General features: G+C 54.8%; 32 protein-coding genes and 1 pseudogene. 2 read left to right on the top strand and 31 right to left on the bottom strand.

Annotated elements, in window-relative coordinates; translation table 11 throughout:
- Positions 1–174 precede the first annotated feature (174 nt).
- From G7G_RS0100160 to G7G_RS0100040, 26 genes and pseudogenes are all read right to left on the bottom strand, one after another.
- Complete coding sequence (locus tag G7G_RS0100160) at positions 175–390, bottom strand: DUF1127 domain-containing protein (protein ID WP_010437116.1); 216 nt, start codon at positions 388–390, stop codon at positions 175–177.
- A 380-nt stretch (positions 391–770) separates the two neighbouring features.
- On the bottom strand, positions 771–1835 hold the full coding sequence (locus G7G_RS0100155) for a hypothetical protein (protein WP_238528743.1): 1065 nt from the start codon (positions 1833–1835) through the stop codon (positions 771–773).
- 96 nt (positions 1836–1931) lie between these two features.
- A pseudogene (locus tag G7G_RS24940) lies at positions 1932–2102 on the bottom strand (Tad domain-containing protein); the annotation flags it as partial.
- 1 nt (position 2103) lies between these two features.
- Positions 2104–2592 carry a TadE/TadG family type IV pilus assembly protein gene (locus G7G_RS0100150; RefSeq protein ID WP_139056580.1) on the bottom strand — a complete coding sequence of 163 codons (489 nt, stop codon included), beginning with the start codon at positions 2590–2592 and terminating at the stop codon, positions 2104–2106.
- Positions 2593–3098: 506 nt separating this feature from the next.
- Complete coding sequence (locus G7G_RS22590; RefSeq protein ID WP_139056579.1) at positions 3099–4604, bottom strand: ArnT family glycosyltransferase; 1506 nt, start codon at positions 4602–4604, stop codon at positions 3099–3101.
- Positions 4605–4776: 172 nt separating this feature from the next.
- The gene (rpmD, locus tag G7G_RS0100140; protein WP_008757946.1) at positions 4777–4965 is read right to left on the bottom strand and encodes a 50S ribosomal protein L30; all 189 of its coding nucleotides are present in this window, start codon (positions 4963–4965) and stop codon (positions 4777–4779) included.
- A gap of 12 nt (positions 4966–4977) precedes the next feature.
- Entirely contained in the window at positions 4978–5547 is a 570-nt protein-coding gene (gene rpsE / locus G7G_RS0100135; RefSeq protein ID WP_010437107.1) for a 30S ribosomal protein S5, read from the bottom strand.
- Between the two features lie 116 nt (positions 5548–5663).
- Complete coding sequence (rplR, locus tag G7G_RS0100130) at positions 5664–6023, bottom strand: 50S ribosomal protein L18 (protein WP_010437103.1); 360 nt, start codon at positions 6021–6023, stop codon at positions 5664–5666.
- A gap of 11 nt (positions 6024–6034) precedes the next feature.
- The gene (rplF, locus tag G7G_RS0100125) at positions 6035–6568 is read right to left on the bottom strand and encodes a 50S ribosomal protein L6 (RefSeq protein WP_010437101.1); all 534 of its coding nucleotides are present in this window, start codon (positions 6566–6568) and stop codon (positions 6035–6037) included.
- A 12-nt stretch (positions 6569–6580) separates the two neighbouring features.
- A complete protein-coding gene (gene rpsH / locus G7G_RS0100120; protein WP_010437099.1) occupies positions 6581–6973 on the bottom strand; it encodes a 30S ribosomal protein S8 in 393 nt (130 codons plus the stop codon).
- A 13-nt stretch (positions 6974–6986) separates the two neighbouring features.
- On the bottom strand, positions 6987–7292 hold the full coding sequence (gene rpsN / locus G7G_RS0100115; RefSeq protein ID WP_010437098.1) for a 30S ribosomal protein S14: 306 nt from the start codon (positions 7290–7292) through the stop codon (positions 6987–6989).
- A gap of 19 nt (positions 7293–7311) precedes the next feature.
- The gene (gene rplE, locus G7G_RS0100110) at positions 7312–7872 is read right to left on the bottom strand and encodes a 50S ribosomal protein L5 (RefSeq protein WP_010437097.1); all 561 of its coding nucleotides are present in this window, start codon (positions 7870–7872) and stop codon (positions 7312–7314) included.
- Entirely contained in the window at positions 7865–8176 is a 312-nt protein-coding gene (rplX, locus tag G7G_RS0100105) for a 50S ribosomal protein L24 (protein ID WP_010437096.1), read from the bottom strand. The genes rplE and rplX overlap by 8 nt, the downstream gene beginning before the upstream one ends.
- Before the next feature lie 2 nt (positions 8177–8178).
- Positions 8179–8547, bottom strand: coding sequence for a 50S ribosomal protein L14 (gene rplN / locus G7G_RS0100100; RefSeq protein WP_008757934.1), 369 nt, complete (start codon positions 8545–8547; stop codon positions 8179–8181).
- A gap of 75 nt (positions 8548–8622) precedes the next feature.
- Entirely contained in the window at positions 8623–8853 is a 231-nt protein-coding gene (gene rpsQ / locus G7G_RS0100095) for a 30S ribosomal protein S17 (RefSeq protein WP_010437084.1), read from the bottom strand.
- A gap of 4 nt (positions 8854–8857) precedes the next feature.
- The gene (rpmC, locus tag G7G_RS0100090; RefSeq protein ID WP_010437082.1) at positions 8858–9064 is read right to left on the bottom strand and encodes a 50S ribosomal protein L29; all 207 of its coding nucleotides are present in this window, start codon (positions 9062–9064) and stop codon (positions 8858–8860) included.
- A gap of 195 nt (positions 9065–9259) precedes the next feature.
- Positions 9260–9685: an ester cyclase gene (locus G7G_RS0100085; RefSeq protein ID WP_010437079.1), complete on the bottom strand. Its 426-nt coding sequence runs from the start codon at positions 9683–9685 to the stop codon at positions 9260–9262.
- A 194-nt stretch (positions 9686–9879) separates the two neighbouring features.
- Positions 9880–10086 (bottom strand): cold-shock protein, encoded by a 207-nt coding sequence (locus G7G_RS0100080; protein WP_010437077.1) that lies wholly within the window; start codon positions 10084–10086, stop codon positions 9880–9882.
- Positions 10087–10303: 217 nt separating this feature from the next.
- Complete coding sequence (locus tag G7G_RS0100075; protein ID WP_010437074.1) at positions 10304–10924, bottom strand: 2OG-Fe(II) oxygenase family protein; 621 nt, start codon at positions 10922–10924, stop codon at positions 10304–10306.
- Positions 10925–10964: 40 nt separating this feature from the next.
- Entirely contained in the window at positions 10965–11513 is a 549-nt protein-coding gene (locus G7G_RS0100070) for an amino acid synthesis family protein (RefSeq protein WP_010437072.1), read from the bottom strand.
- 160 nt (positions 11514–11673) lie between these two features.
- The gene (gene rplP / locus G7G_RS0100065; protein ID WP_010437070.1) at positions 11674–12087 is read right to left on the bottom strand and encodes a 50S ribosomal protein L16; all 414 of its coding nucleotides are present in this window, start codon (positions 12085–12087) and stop codon (positions 11674–11676) included.
- Positions 12088–12099: 12 nt separating this feature from the next.
- Positions 12100–12810, bottom strand: coding sequence for a 30S ribosomal protein S3 (gene rpsC, locus G7G_RS0100060; protein ID WP_010437060.1), 711 nt, complete (start codon positions 12808–12810; stop codon positions 12100–12102).
- Positions 12810–13190 carry a 50S ribosomal protein L22 gene (rplV, locus tag G7G_RS0100055; protein ID WP_008756532.1) on the bottom strand — a complete coding sequence of 127 codons (381 nt, stop codon included), beginning with the start codon at positions 13188–13190 and terminating at the stop codon, positions 12810–12812. Before rplV ends, rpsC begins: the two co-directional genes overlap by 1 nt.
- A gap of 3 nt (positions 13191–13193) precedes the next feature.
- Positions 13194–13472: a 30S ribosomal protein S19 gene (rpsS, locus tag G7G_RS0100050; RefSeq protein WP_010437056.1), complete on the bottom strand. Its 279-nt coding sequence runs from the start codon at positions 13470–13472 to the stop codon at positions 13194–13196.
- Positions 13473–13475: 3 nt separating this feature from the next.
- Entirely contained in the window at positions 13476–14318 is an 843-nt protein-coding gene (rplB, locus tag G7G_RS0100045; protein WP_008757664.1) for a 50S ribosomal protein L2, read from the bottom strand.
- Between the two features lie 237 nt (positions 14319–14555).
- Positions 14556–15137, bottom strand: a complete 582-nt coding sequence (locus G7G_RS0100040) for a YceI family protein (protein WP_010437051.1) — start codon at positions 15135–15137, stop codon at positions 14556–14558.
- Between the two features lie 149 nt (positions 15138–15286).
- Here G7G_RS0100040 and G7G_RS22585 point away from each other — a divergent pair, with 149 nt between their 5' ends.
- Positions 15287–15682 (top strand): MarR family winged helix-turn-helix transcriptional regulator, encoded by a 396-nt coding sequence (locus G7G_RS22585; protein ID WP_238528742.1) that lies wholly within the window; start codon positions 15287–15289, stop codon positions 15680–15682.
- A 199-nt stretch (positions 15683–15881) separates the two neighbouring features.
- Here G7G_RS22585 and G7G_RS0100030 read toward each other — a convergent pair whose 3' ends face one another.
- The 5 genes from G7G_RS0100030 to rpsJ form a co-directional block, all read right to left on the bottom strand.
- Entirely contained in the window at positions 15882–16916 is a 1035-nt protein-coding gene (locus G7G_RS0100030) for a fatty acid desaturase (protein WP_029621555.1), read from the bottom strand.
- 168 nt (positions 16917–17084) lie between these two features.
- Entirely contained in the window at positions 17085–17381 is a 297-nt protein-coding gene (locus G7G_RS0100025; protein WP_010437040.1) for a 50S ribosomal protein L23, read from the bottom strand.
- Positions 17378–17995 (bottom strand): 50S ribosomal protein L4, encoded by a 618-nt coding sequence (rplD, locus tag G7G_RS0100020; protein WP_010437039.1) that lies wholly within the window; start codon positions 17993–17995, stop codon positions 17378–17380. The genes G7G_RS0100025 and rplD overlap by 4 nt, the downstream gene beginning before the upstream one ends.
- The gene (gene rplC / locus G7G_RS0100015) at positions 17992–18717 is read right to left on the bottom strand and encodes a 50S ribosomal protein L3 (protein WP_010437038.1); all 726 of its coding nucleotides are present in this window, start codon (positions 18715–18717) and stop codon (positions 17992–17994) included. Before rplC ends, rplD begins: the two co-directional genes overlap by 4 nt.
- Positions 18718–18735: 18 nt before the next feature.
- Positions 18736–19050 (bottom strand): 30S ribosomal protein S10, encoded by a 315-nt coding sequence (rpsJ, locus tag G7G_RS0100010; RefSeq protein WP_008756422.1) that lies wholly within the window; start codon positions 19048–19050, stop codon positions 18736–18738.
- Positions 19051–19660: 610 nt separating this feature from the next.
- On the opposite strand from rpsJ, the gene G7G_RS22580 reads away from it, so the two are divergent.
- Positions 19661–20395 (top strand): hypothetical protein, encoded by a 735-nt coding sequence (locus G7G_RS22580; RefSeq protein WP_010437031.1) that lies wholly within the window; start codon positions 19661–19663, stop codon positions 20393–20395.
- The last annotated feature ends 162 nt before the right edge of the window (positions 20396–20557 follow it).

Genomic DNA, 20557 nt, shown 5'->3' with positions numbered 1-20557 from the left:
CCCCGAAGCGTGATGGGCCAACCACGGCATTTCTTGGTTTTGATTCTCGTGGATGGGAATCCACCGGAGCGCTCTACAGCGTTGCACGCTCAGTTGCAAGTATTGATCAATCACACCCTCAATACCAAAAGAGGCGCCATATTGGCGCCTCTTCAACGGTGAGTGGTAGGGGTGTTACCCGCAGTAGGCATGCTCGCGCGCGATATCCGCGATATCGCAGCGACGAATACCGATATCATCCAGTTCGCGGTTGGTCAGACGCTGAAGCTCGGTATAGGTGCGGTTGTATTCGGTCGCTCGGGCGCGGTTTTCTTTTACGCGCTCGATAAAGTTCGCAATACGGGTGCTCAGGTTGAAGCCGCCATGTGTCAGTGTAGCTGTATGTGCCATATCTTTATTCCTTTCGAATGTCGGGGCGTATTCCCCGATGTCACTTGATTTGTTCCTTCATTGGACAAGGGGGAGATAGGCGCGCTCGATATCGCTAACAACGCGCGTTTTGGTCTAGCCGGTATGCAAAAACTGAATGGCGGGACGAGTTTGATACTTATTGCGCAATTTGGCTGCCATTTGTTGCGCTCACAGCACCGGTTCGCATTAGCCGTCGTCTACAGACAATGCGAGCTGCCATCTTTGTTCTGCGACCTTAATGTCAGGGCTTAAATGTCAGGGCTTGGTTACGAAAATACTGTACACAATTCGCACCCGTCGAAATGTGATTGAGCCCAGACTGAATATCCTAATTGCGATCCATTCCTGGGCTTGTATCTTTATCTTACGAGACGCGGCCCATACTCGGCATATTCTTCCCAAATGGGGGTGGTATCACACACTCTCATCTCTGCTTCCGAGGTGCCGGTAATAGAACCCAAAGACTTCATGGTAATGCCTTCGATCTTCTTGGCTCTGGCATGAAAATAGATGTCACCCTCTGTCCAGACTGTTCCACCATAGGAAGAAAAGTTTGCGTTGGCATAAAACCCGCCCATACTGATAATGCTGGCTTCGCCGCCCGGCGCGCAGTCGTCATCCTTGCCCATCTGTAATGCTGAATGCGAATAGACAGATTGTGCGGACGTGTTGGTTGTGGCAATCGTTGCATCCCCCAACACAACGTTCGAGGAAAACTCGATTTTGCAATCGGTTACCATCGAGAAGTTCTCATAAGTACCCGACTTGAACGTAATAGTGCCACCTGAGCATGAATGCTTGTAGGCCTTTCCGGAAGTGATATCTTCAGGGCGTATCTCCATTACAGAAATCGTATCTTCCGCCACTTCGGTAACGGTCGAAGGCGTAAACGCACTGGTGCCTGTCGTCAATTCGTCGATGATCGTAGGAATTTGGCTAAGTGAGGAAAAATCGTACCAACCTTCGGTCCGTGCATGTTCAAGGTTTGCGTTTGTCGCAAAGCCTGAATCAGGAAGCCGAAGATCTTCAGCATGAGGCATCGAGACCTTGGCACCCATGATATTTGCATCATAGTTGTCCGGCGTGAAATAGTTATTCGACCTCAGACTGACATATTGGTTGGAATGCATACAAAAGCCAGGCCCATAGAAGTTCTGGGAATCAACTGTAAGGGGCCCTTGAGCCAAGAGACCTTGATACGAACATGGCTTGAGCTTCATGGCATAGATTGCTTCGCTAGCCACATCAAAGCTGTCAAAACCAATTATAGACAAAATGAAGTTCAGAGTTGGATTGCCTCGGTCCTGCGTCATTCCCGCATAGACGTGCACGGCTTCGGTCGCGACGGGCGATGATACAAAAGTGCGCTTATCAAAATCCCAAGTTCCAAATGTGAAATCGGCTGATCTTACCGCAGTATCCATATTTGTTCTGGGCAACATCTTGGTCAGTACAGCAAGGCCCTCTGCCCTTGCGTCCGTGGCACTCTTGGTCTGACGCGCCAACAACGCCGCATGAGCGGAAGAATCCGCCGCGTTCTGCAGCCTTTGATTATCGGCTTGGCGCTTTTGGAAATCGATCGCTAACCCCCCCAAGACCACCAATATAATGCAAAAGTACAGAGACAGAATTGTTGCCGATCCGTCTTCGTCACTCAGGAAAAAACTGGCGAGATGTTCAGAGAGTTTCATCTCAAAACTCCACGAGATGGTTGCTTGTTACGTCGATCTCAACTCCGCTGAATGTATTGCGTAAGAACTGCATTGGCATCAGATCAACTGCTGGAACTTGCACTGATGCAGTCGCCATCTTGAAAGATTTTGACACATCAACGGTGACATTGGCACCTAGGTGCGAGAGCTGGTTCGATAAATCGAGTTCTGCTTCTGCATCGTCGCGGTAAAGACCCAGTGAGTGCTCTCTCGATACCGTTTGGACAACGCGCAAAATTAATGATTCCTGCACAAAAACCATCGAGACATTTAAGGCGAAAATCATCAAGAAAAAGAACATCGGAATCCAGATCATAGCCTCAACAGTGAAAGAGCCAGACTCGCAGTTCCGGAATTTCGACATGCGCCGCTTTGAGTTAGAAATTATTTTTTCGTACAGTTTTGACATTGAACAACTTTTTACACTAGCTACTTCACAAACTGCACCTTGGTTTGCAGTTTCAGCCATTTCTCGGTCCCTTCTCAACAAAGACTCTTTGGTCGAATCGTCTTCAACCCTGACTTGCAGAGAGAGTTTGCCCGAAAGCTATTAAACACCATTTGAACACATCGTTCATATTCAATTAACATTGAGTGTTTTTCGTGCACAATTAACCGTGTTCATCAAAGTTTTCTGCTTAAAACGCTTGATTTCCTAAGGTTATCGAAGTTCCGAGAAATCTCCTTTTTTATCGGTTCGCCCAGTGAATTATTAGTCTGGCGACCTTGGAGCGCACTCAATCCACTTGGCAGGAATTGACCGAGGCGTGCACAGAATAGGTGTCAATCAAACTATCGTTCTGATGAAATGTAACCGTCATCATCATGGATATTAGTCGTGTGCGGTGCTTCGGTGTGTGGGTTGATTAGGTGTACTCACGCCACGGGCAGACGATCCGAGGGCAGCTCGGCCTGCAAAGAGATGGTGCACAGGCAAACGGCGCAGGTGCCGAATGTATTGGCGGTTATGCCTTATCATTCGGAGATTGCCTGGCGATAACGGGAAGCCGTCCAAATATGAAAGCCGCCACCCACAGGTTCGGTTGTTACACCCTCGAAATGCGGACTGAGCAGGTCGATCTCAGATTTCAGACACAGGCCACGTATCCGCCCGCCCTTGTATTTGCGCATGTCGCGTGTAAGCGAGTCCACGCTGCGCAGATAGATATGCTGCCCCGGTCCGGCCTTGGGCGCATGAACGTGCACCGCGCCACGGGGGAAGTTCCGATTTTCGATCCTGCAGAAGATTGCCGTCTCACCAGATTCAAAGCTGTCGTTTAATTGCCCAAGGATCTCGGCGATGGGCATGCCGTAGTCCCGCGACTTCGATTGCGCCAGAACCTCGACCGGTCGCAGCGGACCGCCCAGTGCAACAACAACCAGAACCGCTGCAACGCATCCGATTACAGGGCGTCGGCAGATGTAGAAGATCAACCATGCCGCGCCGACGCACAACAAAGGCAAGATCGTGAGTGTATAGCGGTCATACACGCTGTCTTGGGCAAGGATCATGATCAAAACAAACAGGACCGCGATCGAGGACATGGCGAAATAGGCCGATGTCCTGTAGATGAACGGAATCATCAGTAGACCTGCCAGACCGGCCAGCCGTATCACGGGCTCGTCATACAGTATCAGCGTGTCGAAACCGGAGATGGTTCTAGACACGAACTCCAGGTTTTCGGGGATGAAGCGGTTGATCATCTCACCCTCGATCGACCCGCTGAGCCTATCCTGCCCCCAATATTTTGCATGCTGGAAAATCTGCCAGATGAACCCAAGGAAAAATGCAGCGAGAACCGAGTACTGAAAACGTCGATTCCGGGCGATGTCTCGCAGTTTGTCCCCATGGAACCGCGAGGTCAGCGCCACACCAATCAGAGCGATCAGCAGAAACCCCAACGGTGTCGGACCCTTCTGCAAACCGGCCAGAAAAACAGTAATCGGGAAAGTCGGCCAATAGCGTGGGTTCTTGAGCGACAAGAACAACGACAATACACCAAGCGTTACAAAAAAAACCGCACCCGCATCCAGCATCGCCGAGGTTGAATATTGCCAGAATTGATCGGATGTGGACAACAGCAACACCGAGATCGGCATCAGCCAAACCTGACGCGGAAACATAACATAGGCGAGCGCTGCGGTGGCTATCATCGCTCCGGCTGCAAAGATCAGAGAGGGTATGCGCAGCGCGATCAGATCGGTCAGACCTGCCTGGATCAGGCCCGCGGACATCCAATATTGCAGGGGCGGCTTTTCGAGTGAGGGTTTGCCAAGGCTGTAAACTGTAAACCAGTCCTGAAACGCCGCAAAACCCAGGGTTCGGTCATGGGTATAAAACTCGTCATAGCGCCACAGATCCCCGCCGCCGAGGTTCTGCGCGTGCCAGTACGCCGCGGTGATGACGATGCAGATACAGGCCAGCACCGCAAAGCCAAACCCGTTTTGAAATTTACTGCTCTTGAGCTCAATCTGCGTCATTTTTTCAAAATCAATGTTACTTTTGGGATTCACGGGTCTCTGCGCCAGTTCAGCGCAAACCGTGGGATTGATGATACGAAAACCCAGAACCAGTTCGATGGTTAGGTGGCCGGAATATAAAAAACGCCCCCGATCCGGTCGGGGGCGTTCTTATTCCACAAAGAAATCGCGCTCAGCCGCGCTCTTCGATGATCTCAACCAGATGCGGGATCTTGTTGACCATGCCGCGGACCGAAGGTGTGTCTTCCAGCTCGCGGGTTTTGTGCATCTTGTTCAGGCCCAGGCCGATCAGGGTTGCGCGCTGTTCAGCGGGGCGACGGATCGGCGAACCGATCTGTTTGACGACGATGGTTTTTGCCATGGGTCGCTCTCCTTATGCTTCTGCTTCAGCAGCAGCTGGTGCTTCTTCCCGCTTGGGCAGGATGTCGGCAACCTTCTTGCCACGACGTGCGGCAACCGAACGCGGGCTCTGCTCTTTCTGCAGGCCGTTGATGGTAGCGCGGATCATGTTGTACGGGTTCTGCGAGCCCAGCGACTTGGAAACAACGTCCTTGACGCCTAGCATTTCGAACACAGCACGCATCGGACCACCGGCGATGATACCGGTGCCTTCAGGCGCGGTGCGCATAACCACTTTACCAGCGCCGTGACGGCCTTCGATATCGTGGTGCAGGGTCCGACCTTCGCGCAGTTGCACGCGGATCATCTGACGCTTGGCTTGTTCAGTCGCCTTGCGGATGGCCTCAGGTACTTCTTTCGCTTTACCCTTACCAAAGCCGACGCGGCCTTTCTGATCGCCGACAACCACCAGAGCGGCGAAGCCAAAGCGCTTACCACCTTTTACGGTTTTCGACACGCGGTTGATTGCGACCAGACGATCTGCAAATTCCGGTGCTTCTTCACGGTCGCGGCCACGGCCCCGACGGTTTTCACGTTCTGCCATTTGGCATCCCTTTTCTCATGTGGCGCTTACGGCGCCGTTTCCTTCAATCCAAGTGAGCCCCGACTGTCGCCGAGGCCCCCGGATCATCGGGGCGGATCGAAACCCGCCCGCAGGTCTTAGATCTTCAGACCACCTTCACGCGCGGCGTCGGCAACTGCCTTCACCTTGCCGTGGAACAGGAAGCCGCCACGATCGAAATAGGCCTCTTCGACGCCTGCCTTCTTGGCACGCTCGGCGATGGCCGCGCCCACTTTCGTGGCCGCTTCGACGTTGTTCTTGCCGACAACACCCAGATCTTTTTCCAGGGTCGAGGCAGATGCCAGGGTCACGCCACGTACGTCGTCGATCAACTGAACAGAGATGTTCTTGTTTGAACGGTGTACGGACAGACGCGGACGACCCGCGTTGACCTTGCGAAGTTTGTTCCGAACGCGCAGGCGGCGCTTCAGAAACAGGGTTCTTTTGCTGTTTGCCATTGTTTGCGTCCTTACTTCTTCTTGCCTTCCTTGCGGAAGATGAACTCGCCCTTATAGCGGATGCCCTTGCCTTTGTACGGCTCGGGACGGCGCCATTCGCGGATTTTCGCCGCGACTTCGCCCACCTGCTGCTGGTCGATACCTTCCACAACGATCTCGGTCTGCTTCGGCGCGGTGATGGTGACACCTTCCGGAGCAGTGAAATCAACATCGTGGCTGTAACCGAGGTTCAGCTTCAGGGTGTTGCCCTGCATCTGTGCACGGTAACCAACACCCTGGATTTCCAGCTCTTTTTTGAAGCCGTTTGTCACGCCTTCAACAAGATTGGCAACCATAGTGCGGCTCATGCCCCACTGTTGGCGCGCGCGCTTGGACATCCCACGAGGGTTGATCTGCACAACGTTGTCTTCGACCGACAGCGTTACGTCATCGGTTGCGGTGAAGCTACGGGTGCCTTTCGGACCTTTCACTTCGATGGTCTGACCCGACACAGAGGCGGAAACGCCGCTGGGCAGCTCGACCGGTTTTTTACCAATACGAGACATTGACAGACCTCCTTAGAAGACGGTGCAGAGCACTTCGCCGCCAACATTGTTGGAGCGAGCGTTTGCGTCCGACATCACACCTTTCGGAGTGCTGACAATCGACACGCCCAGACCCTGACGGACCTGCGGGATGTCATTGACGCCCATGTATACGCGACGACCGGGTTTTGAGACCCGCTTCAGTTCGCGAATAACAGGGGTGCCTTCGTAGTATTTCAGGCTGATTTCGATGGCCGGATGACCGTTTTCACCGGTCGTCGCTTCGTAGCCACGGATGTAACCTTCGTCCGCCAGCACGTCCAGAACCCAACCGCGCAGCTTGGAAGCCGGGGTGGAAACGGTGGACTTGCCGCGCATTTGCGCGTTGCGGATACGGGTGAGCATATCGCCGATAGGATCATTCATATCTATGTCTCCCTTACCAGCTCGATTTCACCATGCCGGGGATCTGACCAGCAGAACCCAGCTCGCGCAGCGCGATACGGCTGACCTTCAGCTTACGGTAGTAAGCGTGAGGACGACCGGTCAGCTGACAACGGTTGTGCAGACGGGTAGCCGAGCTGTTGCGCGGCAGTTTCGCCAGTTTCAGACGCGCTTTGAAACGCTCTTCCATCGGCTTGCTCTCGTCATTCGCGATTTCTTTCAGCTCGGCACGCTTTGCGGCATATTTGGCCACCAGGCGTTCGCGCTTCTTCTCGCGTTCGATCATTGCTTTTTTAGCCATGTCTCAATCCTCCCGGCGCTTACGCGTTGAACGGCATGTTGAATGCTTTCAACAATGCCTTTGCTTCAGCGTCGGTTTTCGCTGTGGTGGCAATTACGATATCCAGGCCCCAGACCTCGTCGACCTTGTCGAAGTCGATTTCCGGGAACACGATGTGCTCTTTCATGCCCATGGCAAAGTTGCCACGACCATCGAAAGACGGCTTAACACCGCGGAAGTCACGAACGCGAGGCATCGCGATAGTGATCAAACGATCCAGGAATTCGTACATCCGGTCACCGCGCAGGGTCACTTTCGCACCCAGCGGCATGTCTTCACGGACGCGGAAACCCGCGATCGACTTCTTCGCCTTGGTTGCAACGGCCTTCTGGCCAGCAATCGCAGTCAGATCCTCGACAGCAGCTTTCGCTTTCTTCGAGTCTTTGACGGCCTCAGCACCACAACCAATGTTCAGAACGATTTTTTCCAGCTTAGGCAGCTGCATGTCGTTCTTGTAGCCGAACTCTTCTTTCAGAGCGGCACGGATTGTTTCAGCGTACTGAGCTTTCAGACGCGGGGTATAGTTTGCGGTATCAAGCATCGATCACGTCCCCCGTGGTCTTGGCGAAGCGCACCTTCTTGTCGCCTTCCATGCGGAAGCCAACGCGAGTTGCTTTGCCGTTTTTGTCCAGCAGTGCCAGGTTCGACAGCTCGATCGGGTTTGCCTGAGGCAGGCGACCACCTTGCGAGGTTTGCGACTGACGGGTGTGGCGGATGGCGATGTTGATGCCGTCGACAACAGCTTTACCGGCTTTCGGGTCAACCGAGGTGATAGTTCCCTCTTTGCCCTTGTCCTTGCCGGCCAGCACGACGACCTTGTCGCCTTTGCGGAGTTTAGCAGCCATGATTACAGCACCTCCGGAGCCAGCGAGATGATTTTCATGAAGTTCTTGCCGCGCAGTTCGCGAACAACGGGGCCAAAGATACGGGTACCTACGGGCTCATTGTTGTTGTTCAGGATGACGGCGGCGTTGCGATCGAAACGGATCGCGGTGCCGTCTTCGCGACGGACTTCCTTGGCGGTGCGTACGACGACGGCCTTACGGACGTCACCTTTCTTTACGCGACCGCGCGGGATGGCTTCCTTCACCGAGACGACAATGATGTCGCCAACGGAGGCGTATTTACGCTTGGAACCACCCAGGACCTTGATGCACTGAACTCGGCGTGCGCCGGAGTTGTCAGCGACATCCAGATTGGTCTGCATCTGGATCATGTGGTTTCTCCCGACCTGTGGGGGCTGGTCTCGTTAAATCCCCCAGGGTTTCGACAAATGAAAAGTCCTGGGGGCTTACGCCTCCAGAACCTCCCAACGTTTCGTCTTCGATTTCGGTGCGCATTCGATGATGCGAACTGAGTCACCGACCTTGAAGGCGTTCTTTTCATCGTGAGCCCGGTATTTCTTGGACTTACGGATGGTTTTCTTCAGAACCGGATGCGTAAAGCGGCGCTCGACGGATACGGTTACGGTCTGTTCGTTGGCGTCGCTGGTCACGGTGCCTTGCAGGATACGCTTGGGCATCTGATTACTCCTCGGATGCCGCAGCAGCGGCCTTTTCGTTCAGAATGGTTTTGACACGGGCAGCATTGCGGCGGGCCGCTTTGATGCCGGCTGTGTTTTCCAGCTGACCGGTTGCCTGTTGAAAGCGCAGGTTAAAGCTCTCTTTCTTCAGGTTGGCCAGTTCCTCGCGGAGCTGGTCCGGGGTCTTGTCACGCAGTTCTTGGGCGTTCATCGCCTTTTTCCTTTGCTCAAAACACCAGAAGGCCCCGTACACGGGTCACCTTTGACCTGGTGGATGAATGATAGACATACGAATCGCCCGACTAGGCCGGGAGATCGCAAGATGCCGCTCTATAGTGGGATAGGGGGTGGGTGGCAAGGGAAAGTTTAGAAAAAACTTCGCCCACCCTCACGCAAAAGTCGTTGCCTATTTCACCAAGCCTAAATGCCGTGCAATAGTGGCGCTGTCGTAATAGTCTCGTCCCTCGACAACCATACCGCCCACTACCCGCATTACTGAGCAATAGCGCACTTCGTAACGCTTTCCGGTTGGTTCGAAGTCACCGAGGCTTGAATGCAGAACACCAGTGTGGGTTCCGTTATTGTGGAACTCTACGATTGCCCATTCACCGCAATCGCTGACGATTACATTGTCCACAATGCATTCTCCATCTGGGAATGCCGTTCGCCAACGCTCGTAGTCCTCTTTATACGCCAACTTTCCAAGCTGCTTTTCGTCCCGAGCAACATCTTCGAACTGGCAATCTTCAGCAATCACTTCAGCGCCACGATCAGGATCGCGCATGCCCCAGCTTTCATGGAATTGGCGAACCACCCGCTCTGCTTCTTTCATACTTGATACCTCCGTTATCCACGCAGGATACAGGATAGAAAATGAGCTGGCTTCTGGTTTCTCACATTGAGATTTGACGGATTCTGCCAACGAAGTTTCGTACCCCGTCCAGAATTGTTTCATGGAGCTTGGAAACGCAAAACGCGGCCCCGTTTGCACGAGACCGCGTCTTCAACCGTCTAAGTCTGAGTGACTTACGCCAGAGCGATGTTCACAGCCGACTCGCGACCGTCACGGCCGGGCTCGATGTCGAATGTTACTTTCTGGTCGTCGGCCAGGCCGGTCAGACCCGAGCGCTCGACAGCAGAGATGTGTACAAACACGTCTTTGCCACCAGTCTCAGGTGCGATGAAGCCAAAACCTTTAGTTGTGTTGAACCATTTTACGGTGCCATTGGCCATATCCGTAGTCTCCTAATAAATTGCTGTCCGCAGGATTGCGACAGCGCGGCGTGGTCGGTCTGGATCGAGAGACTGAACGCCGAATATCGGGAGACAGTGGTCGAAAAAGAAAAACGTAAGCGTGCCTCACATGGGTCATGTTCGGTCGCATTGCAAGGCTAATCGACAGATCAATGTGAATCGTGGTTGATCAGGGTTCTGACAGATTGCTGCGCCATCACTCCCACTTATAATTAAAACTCACCGAAATCCGCTCATCCTCGGCCATGTTCATCGGCACCTCGTGGCGCAGCCAGCTTTCCCATAGCAGAACGTCGCCCACCTGAGGCTTCATGTAAATGAACGGCTGCAAATCCCGCCGCCCGCCTTTCAACCGTGTCGGTGCGGCCATCATACGGCCAGAACGCGGATCTTCGAGCTTCAACGCACTCGCCCCTTCAGGCATCGCCACATAAGTCGTGCCCGAGATCACGCTGTGCGGATGCAAGTGGCTGGAATGCATGCCGCCTTCGGGCAGGATGTTGATCCAGAGGTCTTCCAACTTAAGCTCTCCCTCGCCCAGATCGAACTCCAGATCCTTGGCAAAGGCGGCGACGTGCTGATCCAGCGCCGTAACCAGATCAGCGAAGATCGGAAAGCGCCAAGGCAGATCGGTCAGCGAGGCATAACTGGTGTAACCGGGATAGCCGTTTTCCTCGCACCATTCCTGCCCGGCCTCATCATCCTCGGCAATGACAAGGCAAGAGCTTTCCAGTTCCTCAGCGTCGATCTTGGGATCGAACTCGGACAGGGACGCGCGGTAGAGACGGGTAACGAAGAGTGATTCAATCTGTGTCATGGGCCGGGAATACCCCAGCCCTTTCGGCAAGACCAGACGCTTAGCTTTTGATGGGCCCTTTGCCACAGCGCGGGATCGGACGACCGCCATCGGCATAGGCGAGGCACAGCACGATCTCATCCGGTTTCGGCGCGTCTGGAACGTTTAGCGTCATCGTGTCGAAATGATCGAACGACCACGGATTGTCCTTGTGCCCCAGCGGCAGATCAATCGCGCAACCCGGTGCGCCCAGCTTGGCGTTCGAGGGGATCACCGCCTCACCACCGCCGACTGCCGCGCGCATGGGAGCGCCGAGCTTGGGGTGGATCACCGCCCCGCCCTGCTCGAGGTCGCCGTTCATGCCGATGATCGCTGCCTTGCCATATGACACCGGCGCACCGTCCAGTTGCGAGAGCGCATCAGCCGCAAGGTTAGGGCCCAGAAGGATTCCGATCTCAAACAGCTCGGAAAGATCATCCGAGAAGCGTCCAGCCAGAGGGTTCTGTATCACCGCTAACGCGGCAACCCGACTGATCGGCTCACATGGCTGGCCCAGCTGGTCGGTGGTTATGACTTCTTTGATGAACATCTTTTTGCGTAGCTGCACCATATGCCCCCCTCATTCCTATTGGGCAGCCTAAGGGCCTCGCGGGTTGAGGTCGACTTTTTTCGCGACCTGCATCATCAAAAGCGGTCGAGCCAAAAGAAATCCCCCGCCGGTGTCCCGACGGGGGTCGATTTTGTCACGAGCGGAGTTGCCCCCGGATCGCTTACCAGTCTTCGCGGATCACAACGCGGGTCTTGATCGGCAGCTTCATCGCAGCCAGGCGCAGGGCCTCGCGGGCGATGTCGTCATTGACGCCGTCGATCTCGAACATCACGCGGCCAGGCTTGACCTTGCATGCCCAGCGGTCGACCGAACCTTTACCTTTACCCATACGAACTTCGATCGGCTTTGCAGTAACCGGAGTATCGGGGAAGATGCGGATCCAGACACGACCCTGACGCTTCATGTGACGCGTCATGGCACGACGTGCAGCTTCGATCTGGCGTGCGGTTACACGCTCAGGCTCAAGAGCTTTCAGGCCGTAGGTGCCAAAGTTCAGATCAGAGCCGCCCTTGGCGAGACCCTTGATCCGGCCTTTGTGCATCTTGCGGAATTTAGTACGCTTTGGTTGAAGCATATCTTTCCCTCCTTAGCGACGACCGCCACCAGCACCACGAGGTGCAGGGCCGTCCTGGAGTTCCTGTGCTTTACGGTCACGTGCCTGCGGATCGTGTTCCATGATCTCACCTTTGAAGATCCAGACCTTGATCCCGATGATCCCGTAGGGAGTCATCGCTTCGGCATGTGCGTAATCGATGTCGGCGCGCAGGGTGTGCAGAGGCACGCGGCCTTCGCGATACCACTCGGTCCGTGCGATTTCAGCGCCGCCCAGACGACCAGCGACGTTCACCCGGATACCCAGGGCGCCCATACGCATGGCGTTCTGAACCGACCGCTTCATCGCGCGGCGGAACGAGACGCGGCGCTCTAGCTGCTGAGCGATGGACTCGGCAACCAGCTGCGCGTCAAGCTCGGGCTTGCGCACTTCGACGATGTTCAGGTGCAGTTCGCTGTCGGTCATCAGCGCAATTTTCTTGCGCAGAACCTCAATGTCCGCGCCTTTCTTGCCGATGATGACACCCGGACGTGCGGTGTGGATCGTTACGCGGCACTTTTTGTGCGGACGTTCGATGATCACACGGGCAACACCGGCCTGCTTGCACTCTTTGTTGATGAACTCACGGATTTTCAGATCTTCCAGAAGAAGATCACCGTAGTCCTTGGTATCTGCGTACCAACGGCTGTCCCAGGTGCGGTTGACCTGCAGGCGCATGCCGATCGGATTGACTTTATGACCCATTAGGCTTGCTCCTCAACTTGACGCACCTTGATGGTGATCTCCGAGAACGGCTTCAGGATTTTCCCGAAACGGCCACGGGCCCGCGGGCGACCGCGCTTCATGACCAGGTTCTTGCCAACCCAGGCTTCGGCGACGATCAACTCGTCGACATCCAGGTTGTGGTTGTTCTCGGCGTTGGCGATTGCAGACTGCAGGCACTTCTTGACGTCCTGCGCGACACGCTTGTTCGAGAAAGTCAGATCGGTCAGAGCCTTCTCAACTTTCTTGCCGCGGATCATCTGCGCAACCAGGTTCAGTTTCTGCGGGCTGGTACGGAGCATGCGCGTTTTCGCCATTGCTTCGTTTTCGGCCACGCGGCGGGGGTTCTTTTCCTTGCCCATGACTTACTTCCGCTTCGCTTTTTTGTCTGCGGCGTGACCGTAATAGGTCCGGGTCGGCGAGTATTCACCGAACTTCTGACCGATCATGTCTTCCGAGACGTTGACGGGGATATGCTTATGGCCGTTGTACACACCAAAGGTCAGACCCACGAACTGGGGCAGAATGGTGGAACGACGCGACCAAATCTTGATGACTTCGTTGCGGCCCGACTCGCGCGCTGCTTCGGCTTTTTTCAGCACGTAAGCATCGACGAAAGGACCCTTCCAAACAGAGCGAGACATGAATTAACGTCCCTTCTTCTTGGCGTGCCGCGAGCGGATGATCAGCTTCTGGGACGCTTTGTTCTTGTTGCGGGTACGCTTACCCTTGGTGTCCTTACCCCACGGTGTAACCGGCGTACGGCCACCCGAGGTACGACCTTCACCACCACCGTGCGGGTGATCGATCGGGTTCATTGCAACACCACGAACCGACGGACGAACGCCTTTGTGGCGCATACGACCGGCTTTACCGAGGTTCTGGTTCGAGTTGTCGGGGTTGGACACGGCACCAACGGTGGCCATGCATTCCTGACGGACCATGCGAAGCTCGCCCGAGCTCAGACGGATCTGAGCGTAGCCGCCATCGCGACCAACGAACTGAGCGTAAGTACCGGCCGCACGTGCGATCTGACCGCCTTTGCCGGGCTTCATCTCGATGTTGTGGACGATGGTACCAATGGGCATGCCCGAGAACGGCATTGCGTTGCCCGGCTTGATGTCGGCCTTGGCGGATGCCACGACTTTGTCACCAACAGCCAGACGCTGCGGAGCCAGGATATATGCCTGCTCACCGTCTTCGTATTTTACCAGTGCGATGAATGCGGTCCGGTTCGGGTCATATTCGATCCGTTCGACGGTTGCCGCGACATCAAATTTATTCCGTTTGAAGTCAACGATCCGGTAGAGACGCTTTGCGCCACCGCCGCGGCGGCGTGAAGTGATCCGTCCGGTGTTGTTCCGGCCGCCCGATTTGGTCAAACCCTCAGTGAGAGACTTGACCGGACGTCCTTTCCAAAGCTCCGAACGGTCGATCAGCACCAGCCCGCGCTGGCCCGGCGTCGTCGGCTTGTACGACTTGAGTGCCATGCTTTCTGTCTTCCGTTTAGCAAGTGCAGGGGGTTTCCCCGCTATGTGATAGGCCCCCGTAGGTGCCAAGGGTATAGGGCCCCGAAGGTCCCCAGTTACAAATATCAGAGGCCCCGGAACGAATCCGAGGCCGCAAGATTGGGAGCGTTTAGCAGTGTTGGGGGTGGGTGTCTACACCTTCATCCAAGATTGCATAATCTTTCTTTTTTGATCCTTGCAATACGGCTGGCGTTGGTTTTAGCCATCTGCCTTCATCTCGGTATCGATCATGATTGTGATCGGCCCTGTTGAGAATGGTCCAACACCGAATTCCGTATGATCGATCTCACCCGTTGCCGAAAAGGCCACCCAATCACCCGCGTAATATTCGATGGCGCTGCCCAGCGGGTGCTCGCCCTGATGGGTCAGCGTTGCCTTCAGGGTCACGGGCTTGGTCACGCCGTGGATGGTCAGGTCTCCCGTTACATCTGCCGTGCTATCTCCGGTGCGCTTGATTTCGGTGCTGATGAATGTGATCTCGGGATAGGTTTCGACCTCGAAGAAATCAGCCGACTTAAGGTGATCATCCAAAGGCCCAAACCCTGAAGCCAGGCTGTTGGTGTCAATCGTCACGTTCAGCGTCGAGGCCTCCACATCGTCGGCATTCAGGTCCAGCACACCGTCTACTTTGGTGAACTCGCCATGCTGGTTCGAGACACCTGCGTGGCTCCAACCAAACCTGACTTCGGTATGCCCCTGATCGGTTTTATAAGTCTGCGCAAAGGTCGGTGTTACAACAACGGTCAAGGCAGCGGCGGCAATCATAGACTTAAAGGTCATATTCGTATTCCTTTCATCCGATGGGCACTGGAATGTAGATGAATTTTCATCTAATTAAGTCAGACCAAGACTGCAATCAGAAACAAGGCAAACACGAAGTTGTGAAGAACGATCTGCCAACAGAATTTGAGACAGAAATCTGGGTCGCAATGAATCGGGCTACCCGGCGCATCCAGTCTGACATCGGCGCGGCGCTAAAGGATGCCGGGTTTCCACCTTTAAAATGGTACGATGTGCTTTGGTCGCTTGAACGGCACGGGGGTCAGTTGCGTCCGTATGAGCTTGCTCAGGATACCATATTCGAACAGTCGAACCTGTCCCATCTGAGCAAACGGCTCATGGCGGAGGGATTGTTGGAGTTCATTGAATCTGATAGTGATAGACGTGGAAAAGTTCTGAAAGTTACCGGAAAGGGACGGGATTTACGAAAACGCATGTGGTCCATCTATGGCCCTATGCTGCACGAAAGATTACGCGCCTTTGGCAAGGTCGACGGATGGCGGACATTCATCGAAGCGGAACAGGATCAAGCCGGTCCAGACTGAAAGGTCTCAGTTTGCCTGCATAGGCTAGCACCGCACATTGGCGCACAAAAAAACCCTGCTATCGCGGGGCTTTTACCTCTCGCCAATGACGGGTTCGATCAGAGACCGGTTGACACGATGATGTGTGTTCCCCACTTCCAGGGTCACAAGTGCTTTTTTGCTCTTTACCGACGGCCCAGCTGGCCGCAGAGCCTACCCATTACTCGTGAAGCGCGCGAGCCTCGGCGAAGGACAACAGGCGACGGCTCTTCTCATCCCACAGGTGCAGCCGCGCGTTGGCGAGGCTTTCTCGGATGGTCATCTGGTTGCTGTTTGCCAATTCATCATGATCGCGCAGCACTTCGGTCAGGCGGTAGAACGGGATGCGGCTGTACAGATGGTGCACGTGGTGGATGCCGATATTGGCGCTGAACCACTGCAACACCGAGGGCAGGATGTAGTGGGAACTTCCGTGCAGGGCGGCCTCGTGCAGTTGCCAGTCTTTATCGGAATCCCAGTGCGTGTCCTCGAATTGGTGCTGGACGTAGAACAGCCATACGCCTGCGGTTGCGGCAATCAGGGTCGAAGGCAGGAAAATCAACAAGACCGGCATCAGGCCGCCAAAATAATAAACAGCCAGCAAAGCAGCCAGAATGGCCACGTTTGTGCCCATCGCGCTGACCCAGAACCGCAATTTGCCGGTCAGTCCAAGTGGAAGGCGGTTCTGAAACAGGAACAGATAGCCGGGGCCAAACCCGAACAGAGTGATGGGGTGGCGGTACACGCGATACCAGAACCGGTTCATTGGCGTCTTCGCCTGATACTCGGCCACGGTAAGGGTATGGACATCGCCCATGCCGCGTTTGTCCAGATTGCCCGAGCTGTTGTGATGCGTCGAGTGCGTTCGGCGCCAGACATCATAAGGTGTAAGCGTCAGCACTCCGATCGCGCGTCCTACCCAGTCGCTGACCGTTCTGTTTTTGAAGAACGCCCCGTGCCCGCAATCATGCTGGATCGCAAACAGCCGCAGCAGGAAGGCTGCATTGAGGGCCGAAATCCCAAACGCCAGCCAATAGCTGAGCGAAAGTGACATCCAGGACAGCGTCCAAAGCGCAAAGAAGGGGATGATGCTGACACCCAGCTCAAAGGAACTGCGCCACTGGTTCGGTTCGCGGTATTTGGCAAGTGTAGACACCCAATCCCGCGCCGCGGTCACATCCGGATTCTCCCGGGTCGAGTGAGAAAAGTTTGCCATACGCCTGCCATATCTTTTGTTTGTTGGGTACCGGATAGACTACCGGCCCGACTTAGCAAGCGATTTGTTCAAAACACGATCGTTCCGCGCTCAATTTTCTGTGTCGCTGCTAAAGAAAAAACCCCCGCTTTCGCGGGGGCCTTCATATCTCTCCAAAGACGGGTTCGATCAGAGACCGGTGGACACGTCGATGGTGTTACCCTCTTCCAGGGTCACATATGCTTTTTTGACGTCTTTGCGACGGCCCAACTGGCCGCGGAACCGCTTGACCTTGCCTTTGGTCACGGTGGTGTTCACCGCTTTGACCTTCACACCAAACAGAGCCTCAACGGCCTCTTTGATTTGCGGCTTGTTGCTGTCGATCGCCACTTCAAAGACAACCGCGCCGTTTTCGGACGCCATGGTCGACTTTTCGGTGATGACCGGCTTGCGGATCACGTCGTAGTGTTCTGCCTTCGCGCTCATTTCAGACGAGCCTCCAGTGCTTCGACAGCCGCTTTGGTGAGCACCAGGGTGTCACGCTTGAGGATGTCATAGACGTTTGCGCCCATCGACGGCAGGATATCCAGACCTTCGATGTTCTTGGACGCTTTCAGGAACCCTTCGTTCACGGTCGCGCCGTCGATGACCAGAGCGCGTTTCCAGCCCAGGTTTGCAACCTGTTTGGCCAGAGCAGCGGTCTTGCCTTCGGCTTCGGCGTTCTCGATTACGACCAGTTCACCTGCCTTGGCTTTTGCCGACAGAGCGTGGCGCAGGCCAAGCTTGCGGAACTTCTTGGGCAGGTCGTGACCATGCGAACGAACCACGGGGCCTTTGTAGATACCACCACCACGGAAGATCGGCGCGTTACGGTCACCATGGCGTGCGCCACCGGTGCCTTTCTGGCGATAGATCTTCTTGGTCGAGTAGCTGGTTTCCGAACGAGTCTTCACCTTGTGGGTGCCGGCCTGCGCGTTGTTGCGCTGCCAACGGACCACACGGTGCAGGATGTCCGCGCGCGGCTCCAGGCCGAACAGGTCTGCATCCAGCTCGATGTTGCCGGCTTTGCCGCCGTCCAGTTTGATTACATCAAGTTTCATGCTTCACCACCTTCCGCGGGAGCTTCTTCCGCAGGTGCTTCAGTTGCAGCACCTTTTACGGCTGCCGGGAACGGCAGACCTTCAGGTGCTTTCTTCTTGACGGCGTCCTTGACGGTGACCCAGCCCGATTTCGGTCCGGGAACGGCGCCTTTGATGAAGACCAGGTTCCGGTCGGAGTCGGTTTTGACAACTTCCAGATTCTGGGTGGTAACACGGGCAGCACCCATGTGACCGGCCATCTTCTTGCCTTTGAACACCTTGCCCGGGTCCTGACACTGACCGGTCGAACCGTGCGAACGGTGGCTGATCGAAACACCGTGCGAGGCGCGCAGACCACCAAAGTTCCAACGCTTCATCGCACCGGCAAAGCCTTTACCGATCGAGGTACCCGAAACGTCAACTTTCTGACCTTCCAGGAAGTGTTCTGCCGAAATCTCGGCACCTACATCGATCAGGCCATCTTCGGAGACACGGAACTCGGCCAGCTTACGCTTGGGCTCAACCTTTGCAGCGGCGTAGTGACCGCGCATGGCTTTCGAGGTGCGTTTTGCCTTGGCAGCACCGGCGCCCAGCTGAACGGCGGTGTAGCCGTCTTTGTCAGCGGTGCGCTGCGCAACAACCTGCAGGTTGTCCAGATGAAGAACGGTCACAGGAATCTGCTTGCCGTCTTCCATGAACAGGCGGGTCATGCCAACTTTTTTTGCGATAATACCAGAGCGCATAAATAATACCCTCCGATCTTACGACTGCAGCTTGATCTCGACGTCCACACCAGCAGCGAGGTCGAGCTTCATCAGCGCGTCAACGGTCTGGGGGGTCGGATCAACGATGTCCAAGAGACGCTTGTGCGTACGGATCTCGAACTGGTCGCGGGATTTCTTGTCAACGTGAGGGCCACGGAGAACCGTGAACTTCTCAATCTTGTTCGGCAGCGGGATCGGGCCGCGCACGTTCGCGCCGGTCCGCTTGGCAGTGTTGACGATCTCTTGCGTGCTGGCATCCAGAACGCGATAGTCAAATGCCTTCAGCCGAATACGGATATTTTGGCTTTGCATAGATACAGCCTTTTATCAGGCGTTGAGGTTGAGAGGAGGACAGACGCGCATCGCCAACCCTCATCGAACCCAAAAGGCGGGAATCACCCCGCCTTGATGTTCTTAGTGAGAACTCGCGCGACTTACAGGGGTGAGTGGAGTTTGGCAAGGGGGTAAGTTGGTTCTCTCCAAGACAGCAGCAGGAAAACTCAAATCAAACCGAGAACACCATGGGCGCGAAGCACTGAATTCTTCACTTCATGGTTGGGAATACCGGACTTGAAAACAACGCTAAATGGTGTCGTCATTTACACTAAGCATCTGGCAACTTTGCGCCCATTCGCTTTTCTGAAACAGTGAGAAACTCTACATTTTGTCACCACCCCTGTTCTTCAGTTCTCTTTCGCTAACCGCTCTGTTGCATGTGGGTGCGTTTGATATTGCACACCTGTTTAACGACGATCCCAACGTCCACTATACCTACGCAATCGGGATACAGCTTTTTTGGCTGAGGCTGTTGTTTGGATTAGCTTCACTAGCACTCCTTTTGAGTTCAGCTCTCACTTTCTACATAGGGCCCAGAATAATTTATCCAGACGGATCAGTAACTACTTGGTCCGTGCTACTTACAATGGCACTGCTTCTGGGTGCTTCGATGGGCCTGTCCTACATTTTGCTAGGTGCATTCCTAGTTCTTGCCTCGCTGGGATTGATGACACTTCGGTGGATGAAGAGTCCGAAGATCAAGCAAGAGTATCTCTGGCCACCTCACAGTTTTTGGAATGCCAAACTCCACAAAAAGGCGATTGCACTCTGCGTACTGGGCGTATTCCTCTATTTCCTGAAATCGCTCGTCGCCGCACTGTACTTTTCAGCGATGCCACTGAACACTGGTCAACCGGAGTTCCGGCTGCAATTTGCACACAGGATGAACAGCGATGTTGTGCGCGCATCATACAGGTTTCCAGATACACAATCCTGCCTTGAGGCCGGTGCCGATGCTGGAAACCACGAAGAATTACTGCGAATGGATTGGGATATGATTTCGACGACTGGAGACGCAAAGGTTTGCATGTTCAGATTGTTACACGAATGGGGTGGAGTGGCCGATGCCGCATCTTGGTTAGAAGCTCAAGGCTTTCGGGTGAGTGAGACATTCAGTTCCAACAAACCATACGAAAACCGTGACGGCACATTACGGGTGGATGGCGGATGGTCGATCAAGAGAAATGGCCCGCGCCTTCCAACGTCCGGCGTGCTGGCCCGCATCCGAAAGGCAGTACCATATGGCATGGGTGTGAGAGCCACCTTTAGCGAAGACGGTCGCGAGTTACTTTATCTCAACATCGATTATTCCACATTGTGAAAACCTGCGATTACGCCGCTTTCTGAGGCATTCTTCTTCTGGGCTACTGTTGCAACAAATCAAAAAGGCCGCCCCAATGTAGGACGGCCTTCTTTAATTCAACCGAGTGGGCTCGCATTGCTCTTTCAGAGCAACTGCCGCCCACCAGTCGGTAAAGCCGAC

The sequence above is a fragment of the Ruegeria conchae genome (assembly GCF_000192475.1).
Lineage (GTDB): Bacteria > Pseudomonadota > Alphaproteobacteria > Rhodobacterales > Rhodobacteraceae > Ruegeria > Ruegeria conchae.
Note: the sequence above shows the minus strand (reverse complement) of the source record. Positions and strands in the feature narration are given on the sequence as shown.

What these genes read in the sequence shown, in the direction of transcription:
- G7G_RS0100160 (WP_010437116.1), bottom strand. Translation starts at nt 390, where the DNA reads ATGGCACATACAGCTACACTGACACATGGCGGCTTCAACCTGAGCACC.
- G7G_RS0100155 (WP_238528743.1), bottom strand. Translation starts at nt 1,835, where the DNA reads ATGGATACTGCGGTAAGATCAGCCGATTTCACATTTGGAACTTGGGAT.
- G7G_RS0100150 (WP_139056580.1), bottom strand. Translation starts at nt 2,592, where the DNA reads ATGGCTGAAACTGCAAACCAAGGTGCAGTTTGTGAAGTAGCTAGTGTA.
- G7G_RS22590 (WP_139056579.1), bottom strand. Translation starts at nt 4,604, where the DNA reads ATGACGCAGATTGAGCTCAAGAGCAGTAAATTTCAAAACGGGTTTGGC.
- rpmD (WP_008757946.1), bottom strand. Translation starts at nt 4,965, where the DNA reads ATGGCAAAAACCATCGTCGTCAAACAGATCGGTTCGCCGATCCGTCGC.
- rpsE (WP_010437107.1), bottom strand. Translation starts at nt 5,547, where the DNA reads ATGGCAGAACGTGAAAACCGTCGGGGCCGTGGCCGCGACCGTGAAGAA.
- rplR (WP_010437103.1), bottom strand. Translation starts at nt 6,023, where the DNA reads ATGGCAAACAGCAAAAGAACCCTGTTTCTGAAGCGCCGCCTGCGCGTT.
- rplF (WP_010437101.1), bottom strand. Translation starts at nt 6,568, where the DNA reads ATGTCTCGTATTGGTAAAAAACCGGTCGAGCTGCCCAGCGGCGTTTCC.
- rpsH (WP_010437099.1), bottom strand. Translation starts at nt 6,973, where the DNA reads ATGAATGATCCTATCGGCGATATGCTCACCCGTATCCGCAACGCGCAA.
- rpsN (WP_010437098.1), bottom strand. Translation starts at nt 7,292, where the DNA reads ATGGCTAAAAAAGCAATGATCGAACGCGAGAAGAAGCGCGAACGCCTG.
- rplE (WP_010437097.1), bottom strand. Translation starts at nt 7,872, where the DNA reads ATGCTTGATACCGCAAACTATACCCCGCGTCTGAAAGCTCAGTACGCT.
- rplX (WP_010437096.1), bottom strand. Translation starts at nt 8,176, where the DNA reads ATGGCTGCTAAACTCCGCAAAGGCGACAAGGTCGTCGTGCTGGCCGGC.
- rplN (WP_008757934.1), bottom strand. Translation starts at nt 8,547, where the DNA reads ATGATCCAGATGCAGACCAATCTGGATGTCGCTGACAACTCCGGCGCA.
- rpsQ (WP_010437084.1), bottom strand. Translation starts at nt 8,853, where the DNA reads ATGCCCAAGCGTATCCTGCAAGGCACCGTGACCAGCGACGCCAACGAA.
- rpmC (WP_010437082.1), bottom strand. Translation starts at nt 9,064, where the DNA reads ATGAACGCCCAAGAACTGCGTGACAAGACCCCGGACCAGCTCCGCGAG.
- G7G_RS0100085 (WP_010437079.1), bottom strand. Translation starts at nt 9,685, where the DNA reads ATGAAAGAAGCAGAGCGGGTGGTTCGCCAATTCCATGAAAGCTGGGGC.
- G7G_RS0100080 (WP_010437077.1), bottom strand. Translation starts at nt 10,086, where the DNA reads ATGGCCAATGGCACCGTAAAATGGTTCAACACAACTAAAGGTTTTGGC.
- G7G_RS0100075 (WP_010437074.1), bottom strand. Translation starts at nt 10,924, where the DNA reads ATGACACAGATTGAATCACTCTTCGTTACCCGTCTCTACCGCGCGTCC.
- G7G_RS0100070 (WP_010437072.1), bottom strand. Translation starts at nt 11,513, where the DNA reads ATGGTGCAGCTACGCAAAAAGATGTTCATCAAAGAAGTCATAACCACC.
- rplP (WP_010437070.1), bottom strand. Translation starts at nt 12,087, where the DNA reads ATGCTTCAACCAAAGCGTACTAAATTCCGCAAGATGCACAAAGGCCGG.
- rpsC (WP_010437060.1), bottom strand. Translation starts at nt 12,810, where the DNA reads ATGGGTCATAAAGTCAATCCGATCGGCATGCGCCTGCAGGTCAACCGC.
- rplV (WP_008756532.1), bottom strand. Translation starts at nt 13,190, where the DNA reads ATGGGCAAGGAAAAGAACCCCCGCCGCGTGGCCGAAAACGAAGCAATG.
- rpsS (WP_010437056.1), bottom strand. Translation starts at nt 13,472, where the DNA reads ATGTCTCGCTCTGTTTGGAAGGGTCCTTTCGTCGATGCTTACGTGCTG.
- rplB (WP_008757664.1), bottom strand. Translation starts at nt 14,318, where the DNA reads ATGGCACTCAAGTCGTACAAGCCGACGACGCCGGGCCAGCGCGGGCTG.
- G7G_RS0100040 (WP_010437051.1), bottom strand. Translation starts at nt 15,137, where the DNA reads ATGACCTTTAAGTCTATGATTGCCGCCGCTGCCTTGACCGTTGTTGTA.
- G7G_RS22585 (WP_238528742.1), top strand. Translation starts at nt 15,287, where the DNA reads ATGAATCGGGCTACCCGGCGCATCCAGTCTGACATCGGCGCGGCGCTA.
- G7G_RS0100030 (WP_029621555.1), bottom strand. Translation starts at nt 16,916, where the DNA reads ATGGCAAACTTTTCTCACTCGACCCGGGAGAATCCGGATGTGACCGCG.
- G7G_RS0100025 (WP_010437040.1), bottom strand. Translation starts at nt 17,381, where the DNA reads ATGAGCGCGAAGGCAGAACACTACGACGTGATCCGCAAGCCGGTCATC.
- rplD (WP_010437039.1), bottom strand. Translation starts at nt 17,995, where the DNA reads ATGAAACTTGATGTAATCAAACTGGACGGCGGCAAAGCCGGCAACATC.
- rplC (WP_010437038.1), bottom strand. Translation starts at nt 18,717, where the DNA reads ATGCGCTCTGGTATTATCGCAAAAAAAGTTGGCATGACCCGCCTGTTC.
- rpsJ (WP_008756422.1), bottom strand. Translation starts at nt 19,050, where the DNA reads ATGCAAAGCCAAAATATCCGTATTCGGCTGAAGGCATTTGACTATCGC.
- G7G_RS22580 (WP_010437031.1), top strand. Translation starts at nt 19,661, where the DNA reads ATGGCACTGCTTCTGGGTGCTTCGATGGGCCTGTCCTACATTTTGCTA.